The sequence below is a fragment of the Micromonospora zingiberis genome (assembly GCF_004331455.1).
In the GTDB taxonomy this organism is placed as follows: domain Bacteria; phylum Actinomycetota; class Actinomycetes; order Mycobacteriales; family Micromonosporaceae; genus Micromonospora; species Micromonospora zingiberis.
Genome location: NZ_SJJR01000001.1, coordinates 112,183 through 125,513, shown reverse-complemented (window position 1 = coordinate 125,513; position 13,331 = coordinate 112,183). Strand labels below are relative to the sequence as shown.

Sequence of the window (13,331 nt, the reverse complement as noted above, 5' to 3'; positions counted from 1 at the left end):
CGAGGTTTACCTGCCGACGCTATGGGGGACACAACCTGGCCGAAGTGTCGGGCATTCCGGAAATGCCGGTCAGGGCGCAGGCTGCGATCCGGCTCACCCGACGGGTCGGGCAGGCGAGGTCAGCCGGGGACGGACCGGACAGTGGTCACCGGTCGTCGCAGGGCAGCCCGAACCGCACCAGGACATGCCAGAGCTGCTTGAGATGTTGCCGGGTGTCCGCGACCGGTCCCCGATCGGCCCAGCGGTCCGGGTCGGTGACCAGCGAGGCGGCGGCCCGACCGATCAGTGCGGCGGTGAGCGGTTCGCCCGGCCGGGCGAACTCGGCGTGCACCCGGGCGGCCAGCGGCGGGATCACCGGGCCCCGGAAGTCGGCGTCGACCCGGTCCACGGGCAGGGAGAAGCCAGCGTGCCAGCGCAGCCGGAAGCCGTGCCGTCGGGCTGCCGCGCCGAGGGCCGTCCCGACGGCGGTGCCCCGGAACGACGGGTCGGCGACCAACTCCCGCACGTCCCGGCTCAGGTCGACCTCGCCGTGCACCTGCGCCTCGATGTAGTCGTCCAGCGCCCGACCGGCGGCCCGGGGCGCGGCGGCGACGTGCTCGCGGCGTCGCAGCAGCGCCGCGGTGAGTGCGACCAGATCCACGCCCGGCCGACCCAGGCTGGCGCCGGTGTCCACCGTCGCCGTGAGGAGCGCGGCCAGCACCGGGTCGAGCACGTCGACGGTGCCGACGTCACGCGGGCCGAGATGACTGTCGCCGAAACAGAACGTGGTGCGGTCCAGCACCTCGGACCGCAGCCGCAGGTGACAGGAGCCGAAGCGCGGCGAGGCGCCGTCCGGATGGTCGAGCAGGTTCAGGCCGCCGTACTTCGGCCGGTCCGCCGGGCGCACACCCGGCAACTGGTACGCGCCGCCGAACAGCTGCCGCTCCCAGCGGTCCCGGTCCCCGCCCGGGTACGCGGTCAACCCGCCGCTGGAGATCCCGGTCTCGAACTGGCTGCGGTAGACGCCCTCGGTGGCGAGTGCCTGCGCGACCGTTCGACCGTCGGCGAGCAGCCGGTCGGGATGGAAGTTGAGGGTGATCCGCCCCTGCGTACCGATCGCCGCGACGAGCTGTTCCGGGTCGGCGCGTACGTCGGTGCCGGCGAGCAACCGGGCGATGGTGGCCAGCGCGACCGGCCGGTCGCGCAACGCCACCGCACGGACGTGGCGCAGCGCGTGGCGCTGCGCCGGCGTCACCGTGGGCGGTCGACCGGGCCGGCGTACCGACGCATCCGGACTGCCGGACCCGACCGGACCGCACCCGACGGTCAGTGTCCCCGAGCCAGCCACTGCGGCAGCTGCGGCGCCTCGGCACCGATGGTGCTGCTGTCGCCGTGGCCGGTGTGCACGACGGTCTGCGGCGGCAGGGTGAGCAGCCGGTCGCGGATCGAGTCGATGATGGTGCCGAAGTCGCTGTACGAGCGGCCGGTGGCCCCCGGCCCACCGGCGAACAGGGTGTCGCCGGTGAAGACGACGTCGAGCTCGGCGGCGTGCAGGCAACACGCGCCGGGGCTGTGCCCGGGGGTGTGCAGCACGGTCAGGGTGGTGCCGCCGACCTCGATCGTCTGGCCGTCGCCCAGCTGGCCGCCCGGCGCCTCGTCGGGGTGCACCAGGTCCCACAGCACCCGGTCGGCGGGGTGCAGCAGCACCGGTGCGCCGGTGGCCCGGGACAACTGCGGGGCGACCCGGACGTGGTCGTCGTGAGCGTGGGTGGCGACGATCGCGGTGACCCGGCGGCCGGCCACCACCTTCAGGATCGCGTCCACGTCGTGCGGGGCGTCGATGACGACGCATTCGGTGTCGTCGCCGACCACCCAGACGTTGTTGTCGACGTCGAAGGTCTGCCCGTCCAGCGAGAAGGTGCCGGAGGTGACGGCGTGGTCGATGCGGGCGGCCATCAGAAGACCACCACCGAGCGCAGCACGTCGCCCCGGTGCATCCGGGCGAACGCCTCCTCGACCCCGTCGAGCGGGATCTCCTCGGTGACGAAGGCGTCCAGGTCGAGGCGGCCCTGTAGGTAGAGCTCGGTGAGCATCGGGAAGTCGCGGCTGGGCAGGCAGTCGCCGTACCAGCTGGACTTCAGGGCGCCGCCCCGGCCGAAGACGTCCAGCAGTGGCAGCTCGACGCGCATCTCGGGGGTGGGTACGCCGACCAGCACGACCGTGCCGGCCAGGTCGCGGGCGTAGAAGGCCTGCTTCCAGGTTTCCGGCCGACCGACGGCATCGATCACCACGTCGGCGCCGAACCCGCCGGTGGCGGCCTGGATCTCGGCCACCGGGTCGGCCTCGGAGGCGTTCACGGTGTGCGTGGCACCGAACTTGCGGGCCCAGTCGAGCTTGCGGGAGTCGGTGTCCACCGCGATGATCGTCGTCGCGCCGGCCAGCACCGCGCCGGCCACCGCCGCGTCACCGACGCCGCCGCAACCGATCACCGCCACCGAGTCGCCACGGGTGACGCCGCCGGTGTTCATCGCCGCGCCGAGGCCCGCCATCACCCCGCAGCCGAGCAACCCCACCGCGGCGGGCCGGGCGGCCGGGTCCACCTTGGTGCACTGTCCGGCGTGTACCAGGGTCTTCTCGGCGAACGCGCCGATGCCCAGGGCCGGGGAGAGTTCGGTGCCGTCGGTCAGGGTCATCTTCTGGGTGGCGTTGTGGGTGGCGAAGCAGTACCACGGGCGGCCCCGCCGGCAGGCCCGGCACACCCCGCAGACCGCCCGCCAGTTGAGTACCACGAAGTCGCCGGGGGCGACCGCGTCGACTCCCGCACCGACCTGCTCGACGATGCCGGCCGCCTCGTGCCCGAGCAGGAACGGGTAGTCGTCGTTGATGCCACCCTCGCGGTAGTGCAGGTCGGTGTGGCAGACCCCGCAGGACTGCACTCGTACGACCGCCTCGCCGGGCCCGGGGTCCGGCACCACGATGTCGGTGACCTCGACGGGTGCGCCCTTGCTGCGCGAGATGACTGCCCTGACCTGTTGACTCACGCTCTCCTCCTCGTCCGCGCCGACGTGCCGCGCCGCCGCCGTACTGCGGCGTCGCCGGTGAGCCGGCGGCGCCGACGATCACGCCCGAAGGCGAACCTACCGCCGCCAGCGGTGATCGGCCCAGCTTCCGGGCGACCGGCGGGCGCGTCGGGCCCGCCGGGCTGGCGGCGGGCGGCGTTGCGCCAGCGCAGGACCTGCACCGCGCCCACCGCCCAGAGCACGTACTGCATGGCGAAGGCCCAGCGGTACGCGTCCAGGCCGGGCGCGTCCTGGCCGGCGGGGGTACGCAGGTCGAGTACCACACCGATGGCGAGCACCAGGACGATCGACGCGGCGAAGCCACCGACGTTGACGATCCCGGTGGCGCTGCCGATCCGGCTGACCGGGTTGAAGGTGCGCGCGTAGTCGAACCCGATCAGCGAACCGGGGCCGTTGAGGGCGAGCACCAGCACCAGCGTGACCAGCAGCCAGCCGGGGGCGGCGCCGGGCCAGGCGAGCACCACGGCCCAGATCGCGGCGGTGGCGCCGGTGATGGTGAAGACCAACGCCGACCGCTGGCGGGGGAACCGGGCGCACAGGTACGCGATCGTCGGACCGGTCACCAGCATGCCGAGCGTCAGCACGGTGAGCAGGACCGCCGCGCCGGTCGGGGTGAGTCCCTGCGCCTGCACCAGGAACGGAAAGCCCCACAGCAGCGCGAAGACGGTGCCGGAGAACTGGGTGACGAAGTGGGTCCACAGCCCGAGGCGGGTGCCCGGCTGCGCCCAGGCGGCGGCGAGCAGCCCGCGCTGCGGCGGGGCCGCGGGGGCCACGGCGACCCGGTGCGGGCTGTCGCGGATCGCGGCGACGACCACCAGCAGGATCGCCGCCGAGATCCCGGCGGCGGTCAGGAAGGCGGTGGTCCAGCCGGTGTGGTGCAGCAGCGCCACCAACGGTACGGCGCCGAGGACCGCTCCGAGTTGGCCGAGCGTGCCGGTCAACTGCACCAGCAGCGGGTTGCGGCGGCCCGGGAACCAGTACGCCACGATCCGCAGCACGCTGATGAAGGTCATCGCGTCGCCGAGACCGACCAGCACCCGGGCCGCCACGGCGAGCCGTACGTCGGTGACGAGGGCGAAGCCGACCTGACCGGCGACCATCAGCAGGCCGCCGGTCACCAGCAGCCGGCGTGAGCCGTACCGGTCGAGCAGCATGCCGACCGGTACCTGCATCACCGCGTACACGGCGAGTTGGGCGACGGTGAGGGTGGCCAGCGTCGCGGCGCTGATCTCGAAGCGGTGTGCCGCCTCCACCCCGGTGACGCCGAGCGAGCTGCGGTGGAACACCGAGGCGATGTAGGCGCTCAGCGCCACGCCCCACACCAGCATCGCCGGCCCACGCGGGGTGAGGGCCTGGTTCACCGCAGGCCCCGCAGCGCACGGGCGGCGTTGTCGATGTGGGTGGCCACGGCGGCCAGCCACGGCCCGGGGTCGTCGGCGTCGAGGGCGGCCAACTGCGCGGCGTGTTCGGTCAACGCCATGTCGGCCCAGCGGGGGGAGAATCGGAAGGTCGTCTCGCCCATCCGCAGTTGCCGGTCGCGCAGTCGCTGGTACAACTCGGCCAGGATCTCGTTGCCGGCCGCGTCGACGACGGTGGCGTGGAACGCCCGGTCGGCGGCCATCAGGGCGGTCAGGTCGCCAGCGGCGTGCGCGGCGCGCATCTCGGCCAGCCGGGCGGCCAGGTCGGCCCGGATCTCGGCGCGTCGGGGCCAGACCTGCTCGGCGGCGTGCACCTCGACCAGCCGACGGGCCTCGATGACGTCGGTGATCTCGCGGGCCGAGACCGGCAGGATCAGCGCACCCCGTTTCGGGTAGAGCCGGACCAGCCCTTCGGTCTCCAACCGCAGCAGCGCCTCCCGCACCGGGGTACGCGACACCCCGGTCGCCTCGGCGATCTCGCCCTCGCTGACCAGCGACCCACCAGGGTGGACCTGTTCCAGGATGGCCCGTTTGAGGTGGCGGTAGGCGCGTTCGGCGGCCGAGGGCGGGGCGGTTCGACCGACCGAAGAGGGATGCGTCATGTATCTATGATGCGCTTCAGGGGTCCCGGAGGTTCCGGCCGGGTCGGGTCGTTGTCCGAAACCGGCCCGGCGCTCCCGGCACCGCACCTATCGTGGTTGGTCGCCGGCTACGCGCTGGCCGTACCCGTGGCGGTCGTGCTGCTGGTGCTGTGGCTGCTGCGCATCGTCGCCTGGCGGGGCGCCGCCCGGCTGGCAGCACCGTTGACCGTGGTGGCGGTGCTGCTCACCCCGCTGGCCCCGGCGGAACCGGTGTACCCGGTGGCGGTGCTGCTGGTCGTCCTGGTCGTGACGACCCGGCTGCCGTGGCCCAGAACTCCCGCAGCAGCTCACTGAACTCCTCGGCGCACTCCACCTGCGGCAGGTGTCCGCAGTTCGCGAAGAGATGCGTGCGGGCGTGCGGCAGCAACGTGCCGGCGGCAACCAGGTGCGACGGCGGCAGGATCAGATCGTGGTCGCCCCAGACCACCAGGGTCGGCAGGTCGAGTCCGGTCAGCTCCGCCAGCAGTTCGTCGCGCCAGCGCCGGTGCACGCCACGCACCGTGCCGAGGCCGCGTGCGGTCTCCAGCACCACCCTTGCGGCGTACGGCCGGTAGGCCACCGCCAGGGTGTGCCCGACCCGCTCGGCGGTGACCAGCGCCGGATCGTGGAACAGCGCCCGCTCGGTGCGGCGGGCCGCGTACCGGCTGGGCCGCAGCAGCAGCCGGCCCAGCCCGGGCAGGGTGAGCAGCCGCAGCGCCATGGTCACCTCCTGGCCGAAGCCGGCGCTGGCGACCAGCGTGAGGGAGGCGACCTGGGTCGGTTCGGCCACGGCGAAACGCATGGCGATGGCGCCGCCGAGCGAGTTGCCGACCAGGTGCACCGGCCCGTCGACCCCGGCGGCGTCCAGGTAGCGGCCGACGAACCGGGCCAGCGCCGGCAGGGTGTGCGGCTGGGCCATCGGCATCGATCCGCCGTGGCCGGGCAGGTCGACGCTGTGCACCCGGTACCGCCCGGCGAGCAGTTCGTGCTGTTCGGTGAAGTCGCGCAGCGTACGGCCGATGCCGTGGAGCAGGACCACCGGCGGCCCGGCACCGTCGACGCGGTGGTGGACCCGCCGGCCGTCGACGGTGAGGTGCCGGAACCGCAGCGGACCGCTCACGCTGGTGTCCGGGCCCGCCCGGCCGCTTCGGACCGACGGGTCTCGGCGCGGCCGGCGGCGGTCAGCAGGCGGCCGTGACCGACCGGCGCGATCCGGGCCAGCAGGTCCGGCAGCCGGGCCGACCAGCCGATCAGCACCCGACCACGGCGGCGGGCGACGCCCCGCAGGATGACCTCGGCGGCGGTGGCCGGGTCGATGGTGAGCAACCGCTCGAAGCGGCGGCGGCCGTCCTCGAACTGGGCGCGGTCGACCCCGCTGCCCACCCGGGCGTCGGCGGCGATCCGGGTACGCACGCCGCCGGGGTGTACGCAGGTGACGCCGATGCCGTCGGGGGAAAGTTCGTGCCGCAACGCCTCGGTGAAGCCGCGCACCGCGAACTTGCTGGCCGAGTAGGCGACCTGACCAGGTGGGGCGATCAGACCGAAGAGGCTGCTGATGGTGACCAGGTGCGCGCCGGGCTCGGCCTTGAGCGCCGGCAGCAGGGCGTGGGTCAACTGGGCCACCGCCCGGAAGTTCACCTCGACCACCCAGTTGAACTCGTCGAAGGTCACCTCGTCGAAGCGCCCGCCGAGAGCCACCCCGGCGTTGTTGACCAGCAGTCGGATCCGGGGGTGCCGGTCTCGGATCAGCTCGGCGACGGCCGCGGTGGCCGGCCCGTCGGCCAGGTCGACCTGATACGTCTGCACCGTCCGGCCGGCGGCGCGCAGCTCACCGGCCACCGCCTCGAGTCGGCCCCCGTCGCGGTCGAGCAGGATCAGATCGCTGCCTCGGCGGGCCAGGCCGTGGGCCAGGGCGGCACCGATGCCACCGGCCGCTCCGGTGACCACCGCCGTGCCGCCGGTGAAGTCGAACCTATGCATCGACAGACCTCCGTTGTGCCGAGTCGGCCCGGGTGAAGCGCACCCCGGGATCGGTGAGCCGCCCGTGCCGCAGCAGCAGCAGATCGCGCAGGTAGTTCTGGTGCAGCCGCCAGGGTGCCCGGTGACCCTGCCGGGGCAGGCTCGCCACGCCCCGGCGGACGTACCCGGAGGTGAGCCCGATCAGCGGCGCACGCCGGTCGTCGGGCGGGGCCAGCGGCGTGGCCACCTGCGTGCCGGTGCGGTCCAGGTGACGCAGCAGCCGGCACACGTACTCGGCGACCAGATCGGCCTTGAGCGTCCAGGAGGCGTTGGTGTAGCCGAGGGTCAGGGCGAAGTTCGGCACGCCGGAGAGCATCGTCCCCTTGTAGGCCACGGTTTGCGCCAGGTCGACGTCGACGCCGTCCACCCGCAGCGTCATCCCGCCGAGGGCGAGCAGGTCGAGGCCGGTGGCGGTGACGACCACGTCGGCCGGCAGGTGCGCGCCGGAGACCAGCCGGATGCCCCGCTCGGTGAACCGGTCGATGGTGTCGGTGACCACGCTGGCCCGCCCGTCGGCCAACGCGGCGAACAACGTCCCGTCCGGATCCACGCACAGCCGCTGGTCCCACGGGTCGTACCGGGGGGTGAAGTGGCGGTCGACGTCGTAGCCGGCCGGCAGCCGGCGGGCCACGCCCCGACGCAGCAGCCGGCGAACCAGCCCGGGCGCCCGCCGGCTGAGCTGGTAGTTGACGGTGACGAGCAGGACGTTCTTCGCCCGGACCAGCAGGTACGCCAGCCGTGGCGGTAGCCGGCGGCGCAGGGCGTCGGCGAGCGCGTCGTGGGCGGGCAGCGCCAGGACGTAGGTGGGTGAGCGTTGCAGCATGGTCACCTGGGCGGCGTGCCGGGCCAACGCCGGGACCAGCGTGACGGCGGTGGCGCCGCTGCCGATCACCACCACCTGCCGGCCAGAGTGGTCGAGGTCGGCGGGCCAGTGCTGCGGATGCACGATCCGCCCGGCGAACCGCTCCTGCCCGGCGAAGTGCGGGGTGTGCCCGGCGTCGTAGCGGTAGTAGCCGGTGCAGGCGTACAGGAAGGAGCAGGTGAGGGTGAACGTGTCCGCCGTGTCGTCGCGGTGCACCTGCACCGTCCAGCGAGCCTGCCGGCTGTCCCACTCGGCCCGCACGACCCGGTGCCGCAGCCGGATGTGCCGGGTGACGTCGTGCTCGTCGGCGACGCGACGCAGGTAGTCGAGGATCGTCGCGCCGTCGGCGATCGCCTTCGGGGCCTGCCACGGGGCGAAGGAGTAGCCGAGGGTGAACATGTCGGAGTCGGAGCGTACGCCCGGGTAGCGGAACAGGTCCCAGGTGCCGCCGATCGCGTCGCGGGCCTCCAGCACCGCGTACGTCTTGTCCGGACACCGGCGACGCAGCTGGCAGGCGGCCCCGATGCCGGACAGCCCAGCGCCCACGATGAGCACGTCGACGTGGTCCGGGGCCATCTCATCCTCCTGATGCGCGAGGTGCTGCCCGGACCATATCCCGTAGCCGCGCACCGGCCTATCGCGCGGCGGTGACAAGGGCGGCGGTGACGAGGGCGGCGGCGGTGGGCAACCGGGCGAGTTCCGCCGGGGTCTGGGTGGGGTTGGCGCGACGGATCGCCACCACCTCGTCGACCAGTGGTACGGCGTGGCCCCGAATGGCCCGCAGGTAGCCCCGCAACAGTTCCTCGGCGGCAGCGGCGAGCGGTTGGTGCGGATCCACGGCGACCTGGGCGAGGATCAGCGCGGTCATCGCCACGTCCAGGCCGGGCGGACCGTGCCGGGCGTTGCGCCAGTCGATGACCACCGCGCCCTGCGGGTCGAGGATGACGTTGTCCGGATGCAGATCCAGGTGCAGGATCCGGGCCCCGTGCCCCGCGCCGGGCAGCGCCGCGACCGTGTGCAGCCGGCGGTGCAGGCCGGCGAGCAGTTCGGCGGCCGGATCGATGGCGACGCTGCCGGCGACCAGTGCGGCACGCATGGTCGGGCCGGACACCCGGCGCATGACCAGATCCGCACCGGCGGCGTGGTACACCCGGGGCACCGGGAAGCCTGACTCGTGCAGGTGGGCCAAGAACCCGGCCTCGACGGTGACGTCCCCGCCGTCGCGGTAGCGGCGCAACACCCGATCGCCGTCCAGGGCGTACACGTCGGCCTCCCGCCCTCGGGCGAAGGGAGTCGGAGCTGCCATGCCGGCGACGGTAGCCACCAACCGCCAACGGCGCGGCGGGGTGAGCACGACACACGGCCCGGCCGGGCGAGCGTCGCGCGGCCCAGCCGGGCCGTGTGTCGCGCGGCCCGGCCGATGTTAGGAAGGGGCCCTTCCTCTACACGAGGCGTTAATAAGGTGCCCTTCCTTTCCGGTCAGATGTTGGCGGAGTCGGCGGGTACCGCGTCGGGCAGGGTGGGCGCGCCGGCCAGGGGTTCGGTGCGGCGACCGGGCAGGCCCAGCGTGTAGGCGGTCATCGACAACGAGCCGTAGGCGTAGCCGTCCACCAGCACGTCGGCGCCCTCGTCGGCCGCCGCGGCCAGGCCGGCCAGGTAGAGCAGCGGGATGAAGTGGTCCGGCGTCGGCACGGCGAGCCCGAAGTCACGGTGGGCGTCCAGCCGGCCGGCCTCGGTCGGCTCGCCGAGCATGGTCGCCTTGGCCGCCTCGTCGAAGCGTTGTGCCCAGTCGAATCCCTGGTCGAGCAGCCGACGGTCGACGCCGCCGAGGTTGTGCACCACGTTGCCGCTGGCCACCACGAGCACCCCCCGTTCGCGCAGCGGTGCGAGCTTCGCACCCAGCTCAAGGTGGTAGTCCAGGCCCTTGAACGCATTGATGCTCAGTTGTACGACGGGAATGTCCGCCTCGGGGAAGGCGTGCACCAGCACCGACCAGGTGCCGTGGTCGATGCCCCAGGAGTCGACGTCGGCCCCGACCCAGGTCGGGTGCACCACGTCACTGACCTCCTCGGCCAGTTCGGGCAGGCCCGGCGCCGGATACCGGACGTCGAACAGCGCCTGGGGGAAGCCGTAGAAGTCGTGGATCGTCCTCGGGCGGGGCATCGCGGTGACCGCGGTGGCACCGATGTACCAGTGGGCGGAGACCACCAGGATCGCCCGGGGCCGTGGCACCGAACGCCCGAACGCCCGCCAGGCGGCGGTGTACCGGTTGACCTCCAGGGCGTTCATCGGGCTGCCGTGGCCGAAGAACACGGCCGGCATCGTGGACACCGTTTCGTCGCTCATCGCGCGCCTCCTGATCCGGCGGTCGCCCGAGCGTATCCGCACCGCCCGGCCGCCCGCAGGGCGGCGTCGAACCCAGGACGCCGCAAGGCTCCGGGCAGTTCGGCCCGCGCCGCCGCCGTCGTCAGGCGGTCTCGCCGGGAGCGAGGTAGCGGTAGCCGGGGACGTTCGCACCGAACCAGCCGTTGACGCTGCTCAGGCCACGCTCGTTGAGCTGGGCGTCGTGGATCGGGAAGACCTCGGCGGCGCCGACCGTGGTGGCGAAGTCGATCGCCTCGGTGAGCTTGAGCCAGGACGCCTGCGCCGGTACCAGCAGGGTCCGCACCGGCTGACCGGGCGGGTGCAGCGAGTCGCCCGGGTGGTAGACCGAGTCGTCGACGAGGTAGCCGAGGTTCACGCAGTCGGGCTGCCCGCCGTGGATGGTGGCGTGCCGTCCGCCGACCGCGGTGACGTCGATACCGGCGGCGGTGAACCGTTGCCCGGGCCGGACCCGGGTCACCGGCAGCGGGGCCAGGTCCGGCAGCACCGCACCCTCCGGTACGAAGACCGGTACGCCCAGGCCGGCCAGCCGCAACACGTCGATGTGGTCGGCGTGTTCGTGGCTGACCAGTACGGCGTCCGCTCCGGCCAGCGCTCGCGGCTCGCTCCATGTGCCCGGGTCGACGACGAGCACTCGGCCGTGCTGTTCGAGGCGTACGCAGGAATGGGTGTACTTGGTTATCCGCACCTCGGGCAGGTTACGGCTGGGCCGGGCGACGGGTGGCCCCGGTACGCGGCGCGGGCCGGGGCAGCGGGCGGCGACGGGGCGGTGGCCGGTCCGTCGCCTCCTCGGCCACCGCGCACAGGTCGGTCATCGGATCGCGCGCCTGCGCGGCGCAGGCCGCCCGCCGCAGCAGGGCCCTCAGGCTGCTGGCCTCCTCAACGGTCAGCGCCGACATCAGGCGCGACTCGACGTGCCGCAGCGCCTCCCGTCGGTGCCGGGCCGCCTCCCGGCCGGCGTCGGTGAGCACGACCAGCCGGCTGCGCCGGTCGGCCGGGTCGGCGCGGCGGGAGACCAGACCGTCACGTTCCAGGTCGTCGATGAGGTACGTCAGCACGGTGCGGTCGATGCCCAACTCCTCGGCGATCGCGCCCTGGTTGCGGGCCGGCTCCCGGTCGGCGGCGACGAGCACCTGGTAGCCCCGTGGCCCACCGGGCAGGTCACCGATGGTGTGCTCGGCGCCACGCAGGTGGGCCCGGAAGAGGACGCCGAGCATCCACCCGAGGTCATCGTTGATCGGATCGGTGTGGGCGTCCTCGTTCATGCCCCCAGGTTAGCGCAGATCACAGATTTTATTGGGCAAAGATGTTCTGCTCGGCATAACATCTCGGGGTGTGGTGGCGGACGCCGCGCCACCGGGAAGGAAGACCGCGATGAGCGACTACGGACACGACCTGACCTTCGGGTCGTTCCTGACCCCCGGCAACGCCGACCCGGCCCAGCCGGTCAGTCTCGCCATGCTCTCCGAGCAGGTCGGGTTGGACCTGGTCACCTTCCAGGACCATCCCTACCAGCCCGCGTTCCTGGACACCTGGACGCTGATGAGTTTCGTCGCCGCCCGGACCACCCGGGTACACCTGGCCGCGAACGTGACGAACCTGCCGCTGCGCCCGCCGGCCGTACTGGCCCGCAGCGTCGCCAGCCTCGACCTGCTCAGCGGCGGCCGGATCGAACTCGGCCTGGGCGCGGGCGCGTTCTGGGACGCCATCGAGGCGATGGGCGGGCAACGCCTCTCCCCCGGCCAGGGCGTACGGGCGTTGGAGGAGGCCATCGAGATCATCCGCCAGCTCTGGGACGCCGAAGCCCGCGGCGGCGTCCGGGTCGACGGCGAGTTCCACCGCGCCGTCGGCGCCAAACGTGGCCCGGCGCCCGCCCACGACGTGCCCATCTGGCTCGGCGCCTACAAGCCGCGGATGCTGGCACTGACCGGACGCCGGGCCGACGGGTGGCTACCGTCGCTGCCCTACCTGCAACCCGGCGACCTGGCCAAGGGCAACGCCCTCATCGACGAGGCCGCCACCGAGGCCGGCCGGTCCCCCGCCGAGGTGCGCCGGCTGCTCAACATCAACGGACGGTTCACGACGACCGGGCGTGGCCAGCTGCACGGCCCGGCCGAGCAGTGGGCCGAGGAACTGGCCGACCTCGCCCTGACCGAGGGCGTCAGCACCTTCATCCTGGGCAGCGACGACCCCGACGACCTGCGCCGGTTCGCCGCCGAGGTGGCACCGGCCACCCGGGAACTGGTCGCCGCCGAACGCCGCCGCCGCTCCGGCCAGGGCGACACCGCCGGCTCCCTGGCCGGCACCGCCAGCCGCCCCGACCAGCCGGCCGCCCGGCCGACCGGCGTCGCCGCCGGGTCGTTCGCGGTGGTGCCGACCCCGGACGACGGCGCCCGACGCAGCGACGTACGGGTCTGGGACGAGTCGGCCCGGCCGACCGGCCCGGCACCGGATCCCGACCGCAGCTACACGGCGCACGAGCAGGCCGGCGCCCAGCACCTGATCGACGTGCACGACGCGCTGCGGGCCGAGTTGGCGCAGATCCACGACCTGATCGAGCAGGTCGCCGCCGGCCTGATCGACGTGGGTACCGCCCGGTCGCACATCAACACGATGACCATGCGGCAGAACAAGTGGACGCTGGGCACCTACTGCGAGTCGTACTGCCGGCTGGTGACCACCCACCACACCCTCGAGGACCGGTCACTCTTCCCACACCTGCGCCGGGCCGACCCCCGACTCAAGCCGGTCATCGACCGGCTCGAGGAGGAACACCACGCCATCCACGACGTGCTGGAGGGGGTGGACCGGGCGCTGGTCGCCTTCGTCGCCACCCCGGACGGCATGGCCGAGCTACGCGCCGCGGTCGACCTGCTCAGCGACACGCTGCTGTCGCACCTGTCCTACGAGGAACGTGAGCTGGTGGAGCCGATCGCCCGACTCGGCGCGCACTGAACACCGGCTGGCTGAC

Annotated in this window: 14 protein-coding genes; 2 read left to right on the top strand and 12 right to left on the bottom strand. The window is 73.2% G+C overall.

Annotated features, from left to right (window positions below):
* Positions 1-145 precede the first annotated feature (145 nt).
* The 5 genes from E0H26_RS00535 to E0H26_RS00515 form a co-directional block, all read right to left on the bottom strand.
* Positions 146-1,234 carry a DUF3626 domain-containing protein gene (locus E0H26_RS00535; RefSeq protein WP_165521724.1) on the bottom strand — a complete coding sequence of 363 codons (1,089 nt, stop codon included), beginning with the start codon at positions 1,232-1,234 and terminating at the stop codon, positions 146-148.
* A gap of 71 nt (positions 1,235-1,305) precedes the next feature.
* Entirely contained in the window at positions 1,306-1,935 is a 630-nt protein-coding gene (locus E0H26_RS00530) for an MBL fold metallo-hydrolase (RefSeq protein WP_131299400.1), read from the bottom strand.
* A complete protein-coding gene (locus E0H26_RS00525) occupies positions 1,935-3,020 on the bottom strand; it encodes an S-(hydroxymethyl)mycothiol dehydrogenase (RefSeq protein WP_131299397.1) in 1,086 nt (361 codons plus the stop codon). The genes E0H26_RS00530 and E0H26_RS00525 overlap by 1 nt, the downstream gene beginning before the upstream one ends.
* Positions 3,017-4,420, bottom strand: a complete 1,404-nt coding sequence (locus E0H26_RS00520; RefSeq protein ID WP_240741945.1) for an MFS transporter — start codon at positions 4,418-4,420, stop codon at positions 3,017-3,019. Before E0H26_RS00520 ends, E0H26_RS00525 begins: the two co-directional genes overlap by 4 nt.
* A complete protein-coding gene (locus tag E0H26_RS00515; RefSeq protein ID WP_131299395.1) occupies positions 4,417-5,079 on the bottom strand; it encodes a GntR family transcriptional regulator in 663 nt (220 codons plus the stop codon). The genes E0H26_RS00520 and E0H26_RS00515 overlap by 4 nt, the downstream gene beginning before the upstream one ends.
* A gap of 6 nt (positions 5,080-5,085) precedes the next feature.
* Between E0H26_RS00515 and E0H26_RS00510 the strand changes: the two genes are divergently transcribed.
* Positions 5,086-5,412 (top strand): hypothetical protein, encoded by a 327-nt coding sequence (locus E0H26_RS00510; protein WP_131299392.1) that lies wholly within the window; start codon positions 5,086-5,088, stop codon positions 5,410-5,412.
* On the opposite strand, the gene E0H26_RS00505 is transcribed toward E0H26_RS00510, so the two are convergent.
* The 7 genes from E0H26_RS00505 to E0H26_RS00475 all read right to left on the bottom strand — a co-directional run bounded on the left by E0H26_RS00505 (position 5,303) and on the right by E0H26_RS00475 (position 11,625).
* Positions 5,303-6,217, bottom strand: coding sequence for an alpha/beta fold hydrolase (locus tag E0H26_RS00505; RefSeq protein ID WP_131299389.1), 915 nt, complete (start codon positions 6,215-6,217; stop codon positions 5,303-5,305). The two genes, E0H26_RS00510 and E0H26_RS00505, sit on opposite strands and share 110 nt — an antisense overlap.
* Positions 6,214-7,077 carry an SDR family NAD(P)-dependent oxidoreductase gene (locus E0H26_RS00500; RefSeq protein ID WP_131299386.1) on the bottom strand — a complete coding sequence of 288 codons (864 nt, stop codon included), beginning with the start codon at positions 7,075-7,077 and terminating at the stop codon, positions 6,214-6,216. The genes E0H26_RS00505 and E0H26_RS00500 overlap by 4 nt, the downstream gene beginning before the upstream one ends.
* Positions 7,070-8,554 (bottom strand): flavin-containing monooxygenase, encoded by a 1,485-nt coding sequence (locus tag E0H26_RS00495; protein ID WP_131299383.1) that lies wholly within the window; start codon positions 8,552-8,554, stop codon positions 7,070-7,072. Before E0H26_RS00495 ends, E0H26_RS00500 begins: the two co-directional genes overlap by 8 nt.
* Before the next feature lie 58 nt (positions 8,555-8,612).
* Positions 8,613-9,284: a phosphotransferase gene (locus E0H26_RS00490; RefSeq protein WP_131299380.1), complete on the bottom strand. Its 672-nt coding sequence runs from the start codon at positions 9,282-9,284 to the stop codon at positions 8,613-8,615.
* A gap of 173 nt (positions 9,285-9,457) precedes the next feature.
* The gene (gene ygiD / locus E0H26_RS00485; protein WP_240741944.1) at positions 9,458-10,324 is read right to left on the bottom strand and encodes a 4,5-DOPA-extradiol-dioxygenase; all 867 of its coding nucleotides are present in this window, start codon (positions 10,322-10,324) and stop codon (positions 9,458-9,460) included.
* A 121-nt stretch (positions 10,325-10,445) separates the two neighbouring features.
* On the bottom strand, positions 10,446-11,048 hold the full coding sequence (locus tag E0H26_RS00480) for an MBL fold metallo-hydrolase (RefSeq protein WP_131299377.1): 603 nt from the start codon (positions 11,046-11,048) through the stop codon (positions 10,446-10,448).
* 10 nt (positions 11,049-11,058) lie between these two features.
* Positions 11,059-11,625, bottom strand: coding sequence for a MarR family winged helix-turn-helix transcriptional regulator (locus E0H26_RS00475; RefSeq protein WP_131299374.1), 567 nt, complete (start codon positions 11,623-11,625; stop codon positions 11,059-11,061).
* A gap of 109 nt (positions 11,626-11,734) precedes the next feature.
* Between E0H26_RS00475 and E0H26_RS00470 the strand changes: the two genes are divergently transcribed.
* On the top strand, positions 11,735-13,315 hold the full coding sequence (locus tag E0H26_RS00470; RefSeq protein ID WP_131299371.1) for an LLM class flavin-dependent oxidoreductase: 1,581 nt from the start codon (positions 11,735-11,737) through the stop codon (positions 13,313-13,315).
* Positions 13,316-13,331: the final 16 nt, after the last annotated feature.